Annotated in this window: 11 protein-coding genes and 6 tRNA genes; all 17 read right to left on the minus strand. The window is 30.5% G+C overall.

All coding sequences use genetic code 11. The annotated features are described in order from the left end of the window. Positions 1 to 550: 550 nt before the first annotated feature. The 17 genes from ABF633_RS00750 to ABF633_RS00830 all read right to left on the minus strand — a co-directional run bounded on the left by ABF633_RS00750 (position 551) and on the right by ABF633_RS00830 (position 18,495). Positions 551 to 626 (minus strand) — tRNA-Ala (locus ABF633_RS00750). 3 nt (positions 627 to 629) lie between these two features. Continuing rightward, positions 630 to 706: transfer RNA gene (locus ABF633_RS00755), tRNA-Ile, on the minus strand. A 464-nt stretch (positions 707 to 1,170) separates the two neighbouring features. Further along, on the minus strand, positions 1,171 to 2,550 hold the full coding sequence (gene murD, locus ABF633_RS00760) for a UDP-N-acetylmuramoyl-L-alanine--D-glutamate ligase (RefSeq protein ID WP_415521050.1): 1,380 nt from the start codon (positions 2,548 to 2,550) through the stop codon (positions 1,171 to 1,173). An 808-nt stretch (positions 2,551 to 3,358) separates the two neighbouring features. Then, entirely contained in the window at positions 3,359 to 4,750 is a 1,392-nt protein-coding gene (locus tag ABF633_RS00765; protein ID WP_415521052.1) for a glycine--tRNA ligase, read from the minus strand. Positions 4,751 to 5,248: 498 nt separating this feature from the next. Beyond that, positions 5,249 to 5,323, minus strand: a tRNA-Asn gene (locus ABF633_RS00770). A gap of 200 nt (positions 5,324 to 5,523) precedes the next feature. Then, entirely contained in the window at positions 5,524 to 7,068 is a 1,545-nt protein-coding gene (lysS, locus tag ABF633_RS00775; protein ID WP_415521054.1) for a lysine--tRNA ligase, read from the minus strand. 14 nt (positions 7,069 to 7,082) lie between these two features. Next, positions 7,083 to 7,565: a transcription elongation factor GreA gene (gene greA, locus ABF633_RS00780; RefSeq protein ID WP_415521056.1), complete on the minus strand. Its 483-nt coding sequence runs from the start codon at positions 7,563 to 7,565 to the stop codon at positions 7,083 to 7,085. Positions 7,566 to 7,811: 246 nt separating this feature from the next. Beyond that, positions 7,812 to 8,780 carry a tRNA dihydrouridine synthase DusB gene (gene dusB / locus ABF633_RS00785; protein WP_415521058.1) on the minus strand — a complete coding sequence of 323 codons (969 nt, stop codon included), beginning with the start codon at positions 8,778 to 8,780 and terminating at the stop codon, positions 7,812 to 7,814. Further along, a complete protein-coding gene (locus ABF633_RS00790; protein WP_415521060.1) occupies positions 8,761 to 9,567 on the minus strand; it encodes a type III pantothenate kinase in 807 nt (268 codons plus the stop codon). Before ABF633_RS00790 ends, dusB begins: the two co-directional genes overlap by 20 nt. 173 nt (positions 9,568 to 9,740) lie before the next feature. Then, the gene (locus ABF633_RS00795; RefSeq protein ID WP_415521062.1) at positions 9,741 to 11,411 is read right to left on the minus strand and encodes a formate--tetrahydrofolate ligase; all 1,671 of its coding nucleotides are present in this window, start codon (positions 11,409 to 11,411) and stop codon (positions 9,741 to 9,743) included. A gap of 154 nt (positions 11,412 to 11,565) precedes the next feature. Continuing rightward, on the minus strand, positions 11,566 to 13,371 hold the full coding sequence (gene ftsH, locus ABF633_RS00800) for an ATP-dependent zinc metalloprotease FtsH (RefSeq protein WP_415521064.1): 1,806 nt from the start codon (positions 13,369 to 13,371) through the stop codon (positions 11,566 to 11,568). Positions 13,372 to 13,448: 77 nt separating this feature from the next. Next, positions 13,449 to 13,985, minus strand: a complete 537-nt coding sequence (gene hpt / locus ABF633_RS00805; RefSeq protein ID WP_415521066.1) for a hypoxanthine phosphoribosyltransferase — start codon at positions 13,983 to 13,985, stop codon at positions 13,449 to 13,451. Then, the gene (gene tilS / locus ABF633_RS00810) at positions 13,969 to 15,375 is read right to left on the minus strand and encodes a tRNA lysidine(34) synthetase TilS (RefSeq protein ID WP_415521068.1); all 1,407 of its coding nucleotides are present in this window, start codon (positions 15,373 to 15,375) and stop codon (positions 13,969 to 13,971) included. The genes hpt and tilS overlap by 17 nt, the downstream gene beginning before the upstream one ends. 137 nt (positions 15,376 to 15,512) lie before the next feature. Further along, positions 15,513 to 17,900 (minus strand): stage II sporulation protein E, encoded by a 2,388-nt coding sequence (gene spoIIE / locus ABF633_RS00815; RefSeq protein WP_415521070.1) that lies wholly within the window; start codon positions 17,898 to 17,900, stop codon positions 15,513 to 15,515. 340 nt (positions 17,901 to 18,240) lie between these two features. Next, positions 18,241 to 18,317, minus strand: a tRNA-Met gene (locus ABF633_RS00820). 5 nt (positions 18,318 to 18,322) lie between these two features. Then, a tRNA-Met gene (locus tag ABF633_RS00825) sits at positions 18,323 to 18,398 on the minus strand. Positions 18,399 to 18,405: 7 nt separating this feature from the next. Further along, positions 18,406 to 18,495 (minus strand) — tRNA-Leu (locus tag ABF633_RS00830). Between the last annotated feature and the right edge of the window lie 35 nt (positions 18,496 to 18,530).

Genomic DNA, 18,530 nt, shown 5'->3' on the forward strand with positions numbered 1-18,530 from the left:
GAATCTGTTACTCTTGATTTCAATTTCTTAAAATCTAAAGAATTGCTGGTTTGTTTTATTCTTATACTCTGTTTAATTTTCAAAGATCAATTTGCCATCAACTGACGACTTTTACATTCTATCAAAACAACAATTTATTGTCAACTACTTTTTAAATAATTTTTAATTATTTATTAAATTAATTACTACCTTCGCAGCGACAAATAATATTTTATCACAGACATATATATACGTGGAATTAATATAGTTATATATTCACATTTATATTCTATAATCTTCTATTTTCTTTTTCATACTACATTATTCTTATACTGATACGCTTGGTAACGTTTTGCTATTTTATATTAAATTATTACTATGATATATATACTTTGTATATTTATTCTATACTATTTTTATTTAGTATTATTTAAAATACTACCTTTATATTTATCACTAGCTACAAAATATATACAGTTCATATATAAATATTATTAGCTTTCTGTCCAATTACCACCGATATACTTGCAACACCAAAAAGCCAGTCTAATCTTAAATTAGACTGGCTTTTTGGTGGAGATAAAGAGACTCGAACTCTTGACCCTCTGCGTGCAAGGCAGATGCTCTCCCAACTGAGCTATACCCCCATATGGTGGACCTTCAGGGACTCGAACCCCGGACCAACCGGTTATGAGCCGGTTGCTCTAACCAACTGAGCTAAAGATCCTTAATTGCTTGATAACGACTTACTCTTATACAAAACCACCGCTGTAGTACCGTCAGCACATTAGAGGTTAATCGCCTTGTTCAAAATAGAAACAGTTGTTTCCCCCTAAGTGACAATTACCAAATATAAATTTACTTTAACTATAAGTTAAAATAACCTCATCACAGTAAATAATTATATATGAGCTAATATACTTTGTCAACAACTTTTTTATTTATAAAATAATATTATAATATAACCTGGGATTAAATAAAATTATATATTTACTTGAGGAAATTGCATAATTAACTTATTTATTAAGCTGCATCTACATATAGTATTTATGACTAAAAATATATACTATATACTGTGCTTGATTTTTAAAATTTTCAAATATGAAATTTCCTCATTTAATACTAGATAGTATATAATATTTAAATGAAATTACCACTTTATCAATAAGGGTAATTTATCACCATATATATCTATTTCATATTATTTACAATTTCTTTAAATTTATTTCCTCTTATCTCAAAATTGGGGAACATATCAAAACTAGCGCAAGATGGAGAAAGAGTGACTATATCGTCAGCCTCTGCTTTCTTTCTAGCTATATTTACAGCCTCTTCAAGTGTGTTGACTTTAACTATTGGAATATATACTTTTTTATCCTCCATTACTTTGTTAAAGCTCTCTTCAATTTTGTCCTTTGTATTTCCTAAAAGTATTAATTCTTTAATCATACTTAAACCTTCTTCAGCTAAAGGCTCAAAGGGAATATGCTTATCATATCCACCAGCAATTAGTATCACCTTTTTTTCGAAGGCTCTTAAACTTGCCAATGTTCTAGTTGGGCTAGATGCAATAGAATCATTATAATATTTAACTCCATTTAACTCTCTTACAAATTCGGATCTATGCTCAACACCCGAAAATGTAACTGCTACTTTTTTCATAGTATCAATACTAACATCTCCTATGGTAGCACAAAAAGCTGCAAGAAAATTTTCCACATTATGCATTCCCTTTATTACTATCTCTTCTTTTTTGCAAACAAATCTATTTAATACGTATAATTTTTCATCATAGAAATATGCTCCATTTTCCACCTTATATTTTGTACTAAACTCCATAACCTTTCCGTTTCCTTCATTAGCCATAGCCGATGTAATAGAGTTATCTTTATTTAATATAAGTAGTCCATCTTGATTTTGAAATTTATATATGTTTTTTTTCGCATCTATATATTCTTTCATATCTTTGTGAATATCCAAATGATTTGGACTCAAATTTGTTATTATAGATACCTGAGGTGATACATTCATAGTCATGAGTTGAAAACTTGATAATTCCAGAACCACCTTATCTTTTTCATTTATATCTCTGATTTTAGTAAATAAAGGAGTTCCTATATTACCTCCTACCCAAGTTTTATATCCTTCTTCTTTAAAAATATTATATATTAACGTTGTAGTAGTAGTTTTCCCATCACTACCAGTAACTCCAATAATTTTAGCAGGACAATATTTAACAAACTCCTCCATTTCAGAAGTTATATATGCTCCTGATTGTTTTGCTCTAACTAATTCTGGAATATCTATCCTCATAGAAGGTGTTTTAAATATAACTTCATACCCTTCAAGGAATTCTAAATAATTTTCACCTAAAATTAACTTTACTCCTTTTTCCGTGAGCTCATCTGCTGCATGTCCTATCTGTTTTTTTGTCTTCCTATCAAAAGCTGTAACCTCAGCTCCTAATTCTAGTAAAAAGTCTATTAGAGGTCTATTGCTTATACCTATACCTACAACCGCAGTTTTCTTGTTATTTATAAATTTTTTAAAATCACTAAAATTTCTACTCATGATTACCCCCGAAAAATATTATTTATCCCACTTTTAGTGGTTGTATCACTTCTAAATAAACCAATAACAGCAGCACATACCTAAATAATTTATCTAAACTTAGTGAAAATATCCCACCAAATAAGATTCATTAATGAACCGCTTTATTAATTATATCACTTTATTAAAAAATTTAAACATAACTAACATTTTATTATAGACACATCATATAATTTATTAATACTAATTGTAATGAGTGATATTGAATGCCATTTTTAGCGTTGATAATTTCAAGTCCTTTGATATATATATCTTATGTGAAAGAACATACACCAGAAAATTTTTATAGTATAAAACTTATTTGCATATGGATTTTAAGCCAAATATACATAACTATAAATTATAAAATTCCATTTCCCATAGGCATAATAATAAATATTATTCTAATTTCTAATACAGAAAATAACAAAGCCTCTAAATATACTGCTCTATTAATTGGAATTATTAGTTTAGTAATAAGTAATTGTATAAGTATTTTATGCCATTAAAAAGATTATGTATGTCGGAATTGTAAGAATTTATTTAATTTTTCAACTTTCTTACCTAGTATTGCAAATTTCGACTTTATTGTGCTATACTATGGTTGTGCCGTAAGGAAAACATTAATATAATTCCCCAAGTTTTAATTGAACATATAACATATCCCCATGATTAAACCCTATTTAGTCGGATTTTGTATCCGGCTCTTTTTTTATTATATGTTAATAAAAAAACACTATGAGTCTATTATCAAAAATAATTATCTCATAATGTTTTTCATTAAATTATATTAAAAATTCAATTTATCTTCTATGAATTTTTCTAATTCTTCTATTTTTACTCTTATCTGCTGCATAGTATCTCTATCCCTTACTGTAACTGTATCATCTTCTAAAGTATCAAAATCTACAGTTATACAATAAGGTGTACCTATTTCATCTTCTCTTCTGTATCTCTTACCAATACTTCCAGCTTCATCATAATCTACGTTAAAATTCTTACTTAATCTATTGTAGACCTCTATAGACTTTTCTGAAAGCTTTTTACTAAGTGGAAGTATAGCTGCTTTAAAAGGAGCTAGTACTGGATGCAAATGAAGAACAGATCTTACATCTCCTCCTTCAAGCTCCTCCTCATCATAAGCATCAACCAAAAATGCTAAAGTAACTCTATCTGCACCAAGTGAAGGTTCTATAACATATGGTATATATTTTTCATTATTTGTAGGATCTAAATAGTTTAGATCTTCACCAGAATGCTCCATATGCTTACTTAAATCATAATCAGTTCTATCTGCCACTCCCCATAGCTCTCCCCAACCAAATGGGAATTTATATTCTATATCAGAAGTTGCCTTACTATAAAAAACCAATTCTTCTGGTGAATGGTCTCTTATTCTTATATTATCTTTATTAATACCTAAATTTAATAAAAAGTTAAAGCTATAATCCTTCCAGTATTCAAACCATTCTAGATCAGTTCCTGGCTTGCAGAAGAATTCAAGTTCCATTTGTTCAAACTCTCTAATTCTAAAAATAAAATTTCCTGGAGTGATTTCATTTCTAAAAGCTTTACCAATTTGTCCTATACCAAAAGGAATTTTTTTACGAGAGCTTCTCTGCACATTTTTAAAGTTGACAAATATTCCCTGAGCAGTTTCTGGTCTTAAAAATATTTCTGATTTAGCATCTTCCGTAACACCTTGAAAAGTTTTATACATCAAATTAAATTTTCTTATATCAGTAAAATTACTTTTACCACACTTAGGACAAACTATGTTATTTTTTTCTATATACTCTTTTAACTGTTCATTTGTAAATCCATCAGCACTGGCATCATCTATTCCTTTAGAAACCATATGTTCTTCTACAAGTTTATCTGCTCTGAATCTTGACTTACAATCCTTACAATCCATAAGTGGATCTGAAAAGCCTCCAATATGACCTGAAGCTACCCAAACCTCTCTATTCATAAGTATTGCACAGTCAAGCCCCACATTATAAGGACTTTGCTGTATAAATTTTTTCCACCAAGCTTTTTTTACATTGTTTTTAAACTCAACCCCTAAAGGACCATAATCCCAAGAATTGGCCAGTCCCCCATATATATCAGAACCAGGAAATACAAAACCTCTGTTTTTAGCAAGAGCGACTATTTTCTCCATTGTTTTTTCAAAAGACATATAATAAAACCTCCTTATATTTAAGTTTTTTAATTTATATATATTATAATTAAAACTACACATTAAGGTATTAACAACCAATAGGTATGAAGATCATGAATTCAGTTTCAAACATTAATACTACACTATGCATTAAATATTGACATATAATATACAACAAAATCAATTAATTTTGAAAATAAAAAAGGACTTATACCCTAAGGGACGAAATTTTAAATTCCGCGGTTCCACCCTTATTGGCATTAGCCCTACTCTATACTTTTACACTCAAAAGCTCCATTCATATTAAAATCCTAGCCACTTTCACCTCAGCATTTTCAAAATCAATATTTAGTCCTACTACAAATGACTGTTATCCATTTTTAATTGCTTTACATGACTTCTCTAAAAGAATCTTAAAATTACTTTTCTCCATCATTGCGTAATTATCATATTCAATTTTATTGATAAGCTGCATTAATTTTTCAATTACTAAGATAAATATACAAAAAATAAAAATGGCTCCGCGAAAAGGATTCGAACCTTCAACCTATCGGTTAACAGCCGAGTGCTCCACCGTTGAGCTATCGCGGAATATTTTACTTGACTCACTTACATATATTATTATAACAATATATTTTAAAAAATCAAGCATTATTTTTAATTTTTTTATCTTATTAATATTTTATAAAAATAACACTATCAAAGCTATAGTAATAAACTAGTTTTGATAGTGTTCTCATAGATTCATAATACTGAAAATTTTTAACTACTTTATGATTTACTGCTTACATTTATTGTTGTGGCAATGGTTTCATTGTTGGGAATAATATAACATCCCTTATAGAATACGCATCTGTTAAAAACATAATAAGTCTATCAATACCTATTCCAAGTCCACCAGTTGGAGGCATTCCAATTTCCAAGGAATTAATAAAGTCATCATCCATCATATATGCTTCATCATCCCCAAGTTCTCTTTCTCTAAGCTGTTGTATAAATCTATCCTTTTGAACTATTGGATCATTAAGTTCTGAATAAGCATTACATAATTCTCTTCCATATATAAAGCCTTCAAATCTTTCTGTAAAAGCCTCATTACCTCTCTTCTTCTTGGTAAGAGGTGATATTTCCACTGGATAATCATACACAAAGGTAGGCTGTATCATCTTTTCCTCACCAAAAGCTTCAAAGAGTTCATTCAATATATCACCTTTTGTACAATCCTCAAGTTTTTTCTTAAGTTCAAGTCCCTTTTCTTTAGCTATAACTCTTGCTTCTTCATCTGATTTTATTTCATTAAAATCAACTCCAGCATATTCCTTAACAGCCTCTACCATAGTTATTCTCTTCCATGGTGGTTTGAAATCTATTTCAGTGCCTTGATATGTCACTTTAGTTGTCCCAAGTACCTTTTCACAAACATAGGCAACCATATTTTCTGTTATTTCCATCATATCATTATAATCAGCGTAAGCTTCATATAACTCTATCATAGTAAATTCTGGGTTGTGTCTTACATCTATACCTTCATTTCTAAAATTCTTACCTATTTCATATACTTTTTCAAATCCACCTACAATAAGCCTCTTTAGATATAATTCTGTTGCTATTCTAAGATACATATCTATATCCAGTGCATTGTGATGAGTATCAAAAGGTCTAGCAGCCGCTCCACCAGCTATAGGTGATAATATAGGTGTTTCAACCTCAAGATAGTCTCTATTGTCCAAAAATTCTCTTATAGCTTTTATAATAGCAGTTCTCTTGAAGAAAGTATCTCTAACTTCCTGATTTATTATAAGGTCCACATATCTTTGTCTATATCTTAGATCTGGGTCCTTTAGACCGTGGAATTTTTCTGGCAGCGGCTTTAAGGATTTAGATAGAAGTTCAAAATTTGTAATATGTATACTAACTTCTCCCGTTTTTGTCTTAAATACCCTACCAGTTATTGATACAAAATCTCCTATATCAAAGGTCTTATATGATTTAAGCTTTTCTTCACCTACATCGTCTATCTTTATATAGAGCTGTATTTTACCATATCTGTCATAAATATCAGAAAATCCAGCCTTTCCATGTACTCTTTTAGACATAAGTCTTCCTGCAACAGTAACTGTTTTATCTTCAAGTTCATCATAATTTTCTTTTATCTGCTGAGATGTATGAGTTCTCTCAACAGAATAAACATCAAAAGGATCTTTTCCGGCTGCCTGAAGATCTGAAAGTTTCTGTCTTCTCTCTTTTAATAAATCATTCATTTCAGCTTCAACTTTTGCTTCAAGTCTTTGTAATTTTATTTCCTCTTTTGTCAATGACTTTTTTTCATTTGACATTACTATACCTCCAATTACGGTCTACTTATTTCTAGTATTTCAAATTTATTTGTACCATCAGGAACCTGTACCTCTATTATTTCTCCCACTTTTTTGCCAATCAAAGCACTTCCAATTGGTGATTCATTGGAAATTTTATTTTCAAGAGGATCAGCCTCTGCGGAACCTACAATTAAAAAATTCACTTCTTCATCAAATTCATAATCTTTAACTTTAACTAAACTTCCTACGTTAACCTTATCTTTTGGAATGTCTGATTCATCTACTATAGTAGCATTTTTAAGCATATTTTCAAGTTGTATAATTCTTCCTTCAAGAAAAGCCTGATCATTTTTAGCTTCATCATATTCTGAATTCTCACTTAAGTCACCAAAGGAAAGTGCCACTTTTATTTTTTCCGTAACCTCTTTTCTCTTTGTAGTCTTAAGATACTCTAATTCTTCTTCTAATTTTTTTAAACCCTCATAAGTCATAACATATTTTTTTGTTTCACTCATTTTATTTCTCCCCTTCTGATTTCATGAAATGCCCTATTCTATATTTATAGGTAATTTATTTATCACAATAATAAAACAAAAGACTACCAATATCTAGGTGTAGCCATTTAAGTAATTATAAAACAGCCTATTTCCATTGTCAATATTATCAATACAGACCATTTCTAAATATTAATTTTGCTTTTTAAATTGTATTCGCATTGTTAATATTTTATAACAAATATATTTTCTACAAGGTATAAATTGTTATTGAATAAATTGAGATTTATAATTTTTCAATATTTCCATAACCTTGCCAGCATCACTTTCATAATTCACTTTATTTTTTATGTCTGTAGAATTTTTTAATCCCTTTAAGTACCAAGCTATATTTTTTCTCATTTCCCTAACTGCTTTAGCTTCCCCATAATAATCTACTGCAAGCTTTAAATGACCAATGCACAAATCAATTTTTTCTTCTACAGAAGTCTTTATAATTATTTCTCCTTTAAGGGCCTGATTAATTTCTCTAAAAATCCAAGGATTCCCCATAGCCCCTCTAGCTACCATTATACCATCACATTGTGTCTGTTTTTTAATTTCCAAGGCACCTTCTGCCGAAAAAACATCTCCATTTCCTATAACAGGTATAGAAAGCTGTTCTTTAACTTCAGCTATTATATTCCAGTCAGCCTTACCTTCATACATTTGCTCCCTAGTTCTACCATGAACTGTTACCGCATCTGCTCCAGCATCTTCTATTCTTTTAGCAAATTCTACTGCGTTTATATTGCTGCTATCAAAACCCTTTCTAAACTTTACTGTGACAGGCTTAATAGAAGCTCTTTTCACTTCCCTTACTATATCAGCAGCTAATTTTGGGTTTTTCATAAGTGCGGATCCATCACCGTTTTTTACTATTTTATGGGCAGGACATCCCATGTTTATATCAACTATACATATATCCTTATTATCATTAAAGTAATCACAGGCCTTAGCCATAACTAAAGGTTCACTTCCAAAGATTTGTACAGCTACAGGACTTTCCTTATGAGATACCTTAAGCAGTTCTTTAGTATTTTCACTTCCATAGTACAAAGCTTTGGCACTTATCATTTCAGTATAGACAAGCCCGCATCCCATATCCTTGCATATTCCTCTAAATATAATATCCGTTACCCCAGCCATGGGTGCAAGAAAAACATTATTGGGAAATTCAAGCTCTGATATTTTCATAATTCACCTGCTTTTTATTCTTCTCATATATAATTCTCAATCCTTCTAGTGTCAAAAAAGGATTTACGATATCTACATTTTTAGATTCTTCACTTATAAGCTTAGCAAGACCACCTGTAGCAACTACTAGAATATCTTGCTCTCCTAATTCTAACATTTCTATTTTCATTTTATGCACAATATAATCAACTTGACCTATGTATCCATATACTATTCCCGCTTGCATACTTGTTACCGTATTTCTGCATATAACTTCAGAAGGTCTAAGTAATTCAACTCTTGGAAGCTTTGCTGCCTTCTGAAAGAGAGCATCTGATGATATTTTTATTCCTGGACAAATTGCACCACCTAGATAGTCACCATTTTCTCTTACAGCGCAAAAGGTAGTAGCAGTTCCAAAATCAATAATAATTAAAGGCTTTTTATATATTTCATGGGCGGCTACTGCATTTACAATTCTATCGGCTCCAACTTCTCTTGGGTTGTCATATTTAATATTAATGCCAGTTTTAACTCCCGGCCCTACAACTATTGGCCCTATTTTAAAATATTTTCTAATCATGTGTTCAAGGGAATACATAATATTTGGAACTACAGATGATATTATTACTCCTTCAACCATGTTAATTTCAATCTTACTTAAAGAAAATAGATTTAAAAACTGAATTCCATACTCATCTGCAGTTCTAAACATATCTGTTGAAAGTCTCCATTCAGTTATAAGATCTTTTTTATCGTAAATACCAATAACTATATTAGTATTCCCAACATCCAGAACTAAAATCAAATTAATACACCCCTTATAAGGCATCTGAAAAATGTCGAGACAAAGATGCCTAAAATTATAAGAGCGGCTCTTTAAAGCCACCCTTTGCATTTTGTATATGGAAGTATAGTAGATAAAAACACAATAAATTCATTTTAACAACTTAAATTTATTTGGTCAAGTATTTTAGACATCTAAAATAAACCTATTATAGATCCATCTTGGTTAATATCCATTTTTTCTGCTGCTGGCACCTTTGGAAGTCCTGGCATTGTCATAATATTTCCAGTTAAAGCTACAATAAATCCAGCTCCATTGGAAACTCTTACTTCTCCTACAGTTATATAAAAACCTTTTGGTCTTGCAAGTAATGCCGGATTATCTGAGAGTGAATATTGAGTTTTGGCTACACAAATAGGTAGTCTATCTAAATTAAATTTTTCAAGTTCTGCAATTTGCTTCTCTGCTGCAGTAGTATATGTAACACCTTCAGCTCCATATATTTCTTTTGCTATAGTTTCCAATTTTTCCTTAATAGTTTTCTTCTCATCATAGATATATTTAAAATCGCTGTTTTCATTTTCAATTATATCTAAAACATTATCTGCAAGGTTAAGTCCACCTTCTCCGCCTTTTTCCCAAACTTCAGTAAGTGAGACTCTCACTCCTAAGTCTTCACAATATTTCTCAATAAATGCCAATTCATCATTACTGTCAGTTATAAATTTATTTATTGCTACAACTACAGGGACGCCATATTTTTTTACATTCTCAATTTGTTTACCTAAATTTTCTATCCCATTTTTCAAAGCATCTACATTTGGAGTATTTAAGTCAGCTTTTTTTACTCCCCCATGATGCTTAAGAGCTCTAACTGTAGCAACTATTACAGTACATGCTGGTTTTAAATTTCCATATCTGCATTTTATATCAAAAAACTTTTCAGCTCCTAGATCTGCACCAAAACCTGCTTCTGTAACAGTATAATCGGAAATTTTTAATGCAGTTTTTGTAGCTAGAACACTGTTACATCCATGAGCTATATTAGCAAAAGGTCCTCCATGAATTATTGCTGGAGTATTTTCTAAGGTTTGAACTAAATTAGGTCTTATAGCATCCTTCATAAGAAGGGCCATAGCTCCTTCAACTTTTAGATCTTTGCAATATACAGGCTCACCATCTAAATTATAAGCTACTAATATTTTACCCATTCTCTCTTTTAAATCCATAAGATCGTTAGCTAAACATAATATTGCCATTATTTCAGATGCAACTGTAATCATAAAGCCGTCTTCTCTAGGAAATCCATTTGGTTTTCCGCCTAGTCCAACAACTATTTTTCTCAGCACTCTGTCATTCATGTCCATTACTCTTTTAAAAACTATTCTTCTTACATCTATCTTCAATTGATTTCCCTGTTGCACATGATTATCTATAGCTGCACAGAGTAAATTATTTGCAGAAGTTATAGCGTGCATATCACCGGTAAAATGTAAATTTATGTCCTCCATTGGAACAACCTGAGCATATCCACCTCCAGCTGCTCCTCCCTTTATACCAAAAACTGGTCCTAAAGAAGGTTCTCTTAATGCAATAACAACATTTTTATTTTTTCTCTTTAATGCATCTCCAAGACCCACTGTTACTGTAGACTTTCCTTCACCCGCTGGTGTAGGATTTATGGCAGTAACCAAAATGAGCTTTCCATTTTCTTTTTCGCTATTCTTTTTAAGAATATCCAATGAGATTTTGCATTTATATTTTCCATATAAATCTATATCATCTTCCTCTAGTCCTAATTTTTCAGCCACTTTATAAATAGGTTCCATTTTGCAGCTCTGTGCAATTTCAATATCGGATTTCATTTTAAAATACGCTCCTTTTCATCTATGTTTTTCAATATTTTATATAATAATTACATATTATATCATATCACGATAAATATTTTCTATGTATATACAGCTTTAAAATAAAAATAAGGCAGTAGGAAACATTTTATTTCCTACTGCAAATGCCTTTTTAGCTATTGGCAAATATCTCTTCAAATTCATCAGCTTCTAGCTTTTCTTTTTCAAGCAAGCCCTCAGCCACAGCCTTTAACTTATTCATATTTTCTGTCAATAATTTTTCTGCCTGATTGTATGCGTCTTGTATAAGTTCTTTAACTTCTTTATCTATCTTTGCACCAATTTCTTCGCTAAAATTTCTATTTCTCCCCAAATCTCTTCCAAGGAACACTTCATCTTGGTCTGTTCCAAAGGATATTGGTCCAAGATTTTCGCTCATACCATATTCCATAACCATTTTTCTGGCAATGCTGGAAGCCCTATCTATATCATTTTTAGCACCTGTACTTATATCCCCAATCACCAATTTTTCTGCAACTCTTCCGCCAAGAAGACCTACCATCTCATCTTCAAGTCTGCTCTTAGACATATATGCTCTATCTTCTACAGGTAAGTGCATAGTATATCCACCAGCCATACCTCTTGGAACAATACTTATTTGATGAACAGGATCACTATTAGGAAGTAATTTCATTACCACCGCATGACCAGCCTCGTGAAAAGCAGTAAGTCTTCTATCTGCCTCACTGATAACTCTGCTTCTCTTTTCTGGGCCAGCTATGACTCTTGTTATAGCTTCTTCCAGTTCATCCATTCCAATTAAAGTCTTTTTATTTCTGACAGCTAATAAAGCTGATTCGTTCATTAGATTTTCAAGATCAGCTCCTGTAAAACCAGCTGTTCTTTTAGCTAATACATCAAGCTTTACACCCTGCTCTAAAGGTTTATTTTTAGAATGAACTTTAAGTATTTCTTCTCTTCCCTTTACATCTGGCGCTCCAACTAGAATTTGTCTATCAAAACGACCCGGTCTTAATAAAGCTCTGTCTAGTATGTCTGGCCTATTAGTGGCTGCTAACATTATTATTCCTTCATTAACTCCAAATCCATCCATTTCAACAAGCAATTGATTAAGCGTCTGCTCTCTTTCATCATGTCCTCCACCTAATCCTGCACCTCTTTGCCTTCCCACTGCATCAATTTCATCAATGAAGACTATACAAGGTGCATTTTTCTTAGCCTGCTCAAACAGATCTCTTACTCTTGAAGCACCTACACCTACAAACATTTCAACAAAGTCCGAACCTGATATACTAAAGAAAGGCACTCCTGCTTCTCCTGCTACAGCTTTAGCTAAAAGTGTTTTACCCGTTCCCGGAGGTCCTACTAATAATACACCCTTAGGAATTCTTGCTCCAAGTTCCAGATATCTTTTAGGTGTTTTTAAAAAATCTACTATTTCAGCAAGTTCTTCTTTTTCTTCATCAGCACCAGCTACATCGCCAAATGTAACTTTCTTTTTATTATCTGGAGAGGACATTCTCGCTCTGCTTTTTCCAAAGCTCATAACTCCTTTTCCTCCACCACCTTGAGCCTGCTGCATAAACATGATCCAAAATACAACTAATACAAGTATAGAAAGTATGCTAGGCAGCCAATTTACCCATATAGGTATATTTGCTGGCGGTGTATAAGCTTCAGATATATTCCCATTATTAGGATGTTCTCCTAAAAATTGTACAAGTCTTTCCATTGGGACTACTGTTTCAAAACTTTGACCATTTGTATATGTTCCATCAACGGTCATTCTGTCCTCTTTTACCTGAAAGCTCTTTATGTCATTTGATATATATTTTTGTTGAAAAGTGTTAAAATTTATTTGATTATTTGGTTTTCCACTTTCTAGCAATGTTAATGCTGTAAAAATTACTACTATAGATACTATAATCCAGACCGTAGCGCTCGATATCTTTTTCACTATAGGCCCCCCTCTCTTTGTAAATACGATAAAATTGTACCATAACGAAAATTTGTTTACAATAATGCAAAATTTAATTATTTATAAACTTCCTCTTTTAAAATTCCTATGTAAGGAAGATTTCTATATTTTTCTGCAAAATCTAACCCATAGCCCACTAAAAAAGCATCTGGTACATTAAATCCAGTATATTTAGCTTCAATATTTATCTTCCTTCTTTCCGGTTTATTTAAAAGTGTAGAAATTTCTAAGCTATTTGGTTTTTTTGAATATAAGTATTCCTTAAGGTATGCTAAAGTTATACCAGAATCTATAATATCTTCTATTATAAGTATATCCTTTCCTTCCACAGAAAAATCAAGATCTTTTAATATTTTAACTTTACCTGTTGATTCAGTGGAATTTCCATAGCTTGATACTGCCATGAAATCCATACTGCAAGGTATTGTTATTTCCTTCATAAGATCAGACATAAACATAACTGATCCTTTTAAAATTCCTATTAAAATAAGATCCTTTTCTCTATAATCAGTACTTATTTTTTTGCCTATTTCCTTAATTTTATCTCTTATTTGCCCTTCAGTAAATAATACCTCTTTAATATCTTCTCTCATTGTTTTCCTCACCTTCAAATTTAATTTCAAGTATTTTTTTAGTATTTTCATCTACTTTGAAGTTATTGCTTACTCTATATCCTACTATCCATGAAATTTCATCTCCAAAACATATAAGAGGTATTCTATCACGTAAACTTTTTTCAATTTTCATATTTATGAATATATCCTTTAGTTTTTTGCTGCCATTCATTCCAATAGGAGTAAACTTATCACCTTTTTTTCTATACCTTAATATTATTTTATCTTTTATCTTATCATAATCAAAGTATTTTATAAAATTATTTTCTCTAAACTTTATTTTTTCATTCTCATCCACAGTTCTCAATGTAATTTTAGTTGTTTTTTCAGGTATTACATTTATCTTACCAATAAAAAGTTCATATTCATTGATATCTTTATTGATATTTTGTTCATTTTTAAAATATATGCTGATATCCCCATAATTATTGTACACTTTTATATTGTTAGGTAAATCCAAATTAGTTCCAGTAACATGGATCTGCATATCAATTATATCTAAAATATGCTTTTTTTCAAAATTATATGTACTACCAGTAATATAAGAAATCGCTTTTCTAATTATCCTGGTAACAATGGCCCTGTGTTCTAAAAATGCATTTTTATGTATTATAATTTTATCTTCTTTTTCTTCACAAAACAACTTATATTTTTCTAAAGAAACATATTCTAGGTAATCGTTATCTATTTCTACTGTGTCACTTAATCTATTTAGTGTCATTACTATATCTTTATTAAAATTTTTCTTTATATATGGAATAAGTTCAAGCCTAACTTTGTTTCTTCCGTATATATTTTCAAGATTTGTCTTATCTATTCTTGGATTAATATGATTTTTTTCACAATAATATTCTATTTCTTCTCTATTTACTTTTATGAGCGGTCTTACAAATACACCATCTCTCACAGGTTTTATACCTATAATTCCAGAGATACCTGTTCCTCTCATTATTCTCATGAGTATTGTTTCAGCTTGATCATTTGCATTATGAGCTATAGCTATTTTTTGTGCATTTATTTTATCTTTTATTTCTTGGAAAAACTCATATCTAGCAGCTCTACCAGCCATTTCAGAAGATATACCCTTATCCTTAGCCAGCTTATTTATATCTATTCTTACACTATAAAAATCAATATTTAATTTATTACAAAATTCTTTTACATAAGATTCGTCTTTATCAGCTTCCTCTCCTCTCAAACAATGATTTACATGAGCAACTATAAGTTTTATTTTTAATTTAGACTTAATACTATTCAATATATGAAGAAGACACATTGAATCTGGGCCACCAGAAACTGCAATTACAACCTTATCATTTATGGAAAACATTGAATTTTCCTGTATAGTTTTTAATACTTTATCTAACAATGGCACCACTTCCTAAAACATTTAATAACCAGCCTGTTTTAGAATAATGCTTTAAACATTATTCTAAAACAAATCCTTATTTTTCTAATTCATTATATCATAATTATAAATCTCCATCCAATCATCAACTAAATATTTTAATATAAACTATATATTTTTGATACTATAACAGTCATATCATCCTTGGCTTTGCCTCCACCCATCTTAACTGATTTTTTAACAATTTCCTCTGCTATATCTTTAGGATTATTTGAACTGCAATTCTGCAAATATTCTACAATCCAATTTATTTTTCCCGCATTTTCATTATCATAATCTGTTATGCCATCACTTATCATTACAATAATATCTCCATTTTGCACCTTCTTATCTTTTGTATCAATATCAACTTTATCTAATACACCAATAGGTAAAGTTTTAGAATCTATTATTTCAACTCTATCTTTTCTTTTAATAAAACTAGTAACTGCACCAACTTTCATAAATTCTACATTGCCAGAATATAAATCTATACTACATAAATCTATTGTGGAGAATTTCTCATCCTCACTGAATTTTAATGTCATTATAGAATTTACACTATTAATGGCAGTAATTTTACTAAGCCCAGACATGGTGAATTTTTCAATGAGATCAATAGCGGCTTTACTTTCATGACCAGCTTTTGCTCCTGACCCCATACCATCGCTTATTATAATCATATAACTTCCATCATTTAATTTTCCAAAACTATAACTGTCTCCATTCTCTGTTTCCCCATGCTTACTTCTGCGACTTACATAAGAAGCTACATGATATTTAGGAGTTTCCTGAAATTCTACCATACATAAATTAGTATCGGGATTTATTTTGCACCCATCATCACAAACACACATGCATCTCTCTGTGACTTCATTAACCAGCGGCAATATCTCTTTAACACAAATTTGCCTTCCTCCGCAAGCCTCCATAGAAAGTTTTATTAAAAGCCTATCATTGTCATCATTTATACACATTATATCTTTAAATTTAATATCATTTCTATTTAAAACTTCTATAATCTTTTTTTCAATTATTCCATTAAAATTGAGGCTATCGTTAAATTCCTTTTGTATTTCTTTAATAGTTCCTGCCATATTATTAATCTGGTTAGCTAAAATTTCTCTTCCTTGACTTAGACGTATTCTCCACATTTCATTTATAATATAGTTGTTAACTATTTCTTCAGTATTCTTCATCAATGCATTTCGATGTATACATTTTCTATCTATTTCATTAGGAACAACTATCCTATTATCTTGGAAATTAGATATAAGTTCTTCAAAAGCTGCATAAGTATAATACAATTCTCTTTTCCAGCATATATTTTTCATGTTGCAGGTATTACATACTCTATCTGCTAAATTTTCTACCAATGCACTGCTTTTTGTCTTCAAAGCTAATTTATCATTATCCACTAGATTATTTAATATACTAGACATTGTAAAAAGTACATCGGAGAAACTATCCAGCCTCTTAATGAATATATTTTTAATTTTATCAATATATCCCTGAGATATACTTTCTTGCTTTTTCTCAAAATTTATTTCAATCTCTATTTTCTTTAAAATTGCATTTGGAATTGCAAAGAATATACCACAGGAAATCATGCCATCAATAATATTAAAACTTGGTATAACCTTTTCATATAGTATTATTATTAAAAAAGTTATAGTATATGAAATACCCATTATCCATTTATTAGTGTTTTTAAATACACCGGATACAAGTCCACAAATAGCAAAAACACTAATATAAATCGGCATCATATTTGAAGACATTCCAATCACTGCCCCAATTGCTATTCCGCTGGCTGCTCCCACAGTCATTCCATTTACATATGTAATTATAAGAATGCTTATTAGTGCCACAACATTTCTTAAATTTATATTATAGAAGCTTACTCCCCAAGTACCCGCTATAGCCAATGATACTATCAAAGCCATACTAACAACTTCTTCTCCACTAAATAAATGTTTTGTCTTTATATTTTTAAAGCATATCATGGAATAATTAATAATATAATATATTGGAATAATATAAAGTAATTCTAAAATAGAAGTAAAAAAAGCAATAGTTCCATTCATTTTATTCAATATAAAATTGAAAAACATAAATTCACATAATATAATCATGCTATATATTAATATTTTCTTATTATAAGAAAGCTTGTCTATAATAAAACTAAAAAAAGTTATTGTCATTATAGCAATTATATAAATATAAAAACTCTGTAAGTTATTATACAAAGTTATATACCCCAGTACAGCGCCAGCTGCTCCAATAATTTTTTCTTTTACATTACTGTGCATTAGAATAGAAACTGCAAAAGCAATACCAAAAGGTGCAGCTGAATTAATCATTAATACTCTACTTATTAGAAAGGCACAGACAAAATACAATATGAACTTCATATCAAATATATCTAATACGAATTTGTTCCTTCCATAACCATTATTTTCTTTATTAACTCTCTGATAACTATAAACTTGTGAATTATATTGCATACAAACATCTCCCAACTAATAAACTATCTCTATTATAGCAATATTGTCTGGAATTATTTGTCATAAAAGTGAATTGATGATAATTTTTTTTAGGACATTTATCCCTAGATTTTTTTATACATTTTAAAAATACAAGTTTATAATACAAATACTTTTCTATAGTAATTGAAAATAAAAATTAGTAAAACCTATCTATCCTTAAAAGTAACTAGGATTTCTTCTATTTAAAAACCATTTATAAAAATTGTCGTTATAAAAAAATATGTCTTATATAGTATATATATACTATATAAGACATATCTATAAAAACGCAAAAGAGTTCATACATATGTATGAACTCTGGTAGCGGAAATAGGACTTGAACCTACGACACTTCGGGTATGAACCGAATGCTCTAGCCAGCTGAGCTATTCCGCCAAATCTGGTTGCGGGGGTAGGACTTGAACCTACGACCTTCGGGTTATGAGCCCGACGAGCTGCCAGCTGCTCCACCCCGCGATATTATTGGTGCCGAAGACCGGAATCGAACCGGTACGGTGGTTTAAGCACCGCAGGATTTTAAGTCCTGTGCGTCTGCCAGTTCCGCCACTTCGGCATGTCACTCATAGCGACAAAATTTATTATATCTCA

Origin of the sequence: Clostridium sp., from assembly GCF_047718555.1 — a bacterium.
Classification (GTDB): Bacteria; Bacillota; Clostridia; order Clostridiales; family Clostridiaceae; genus Clostridium_I.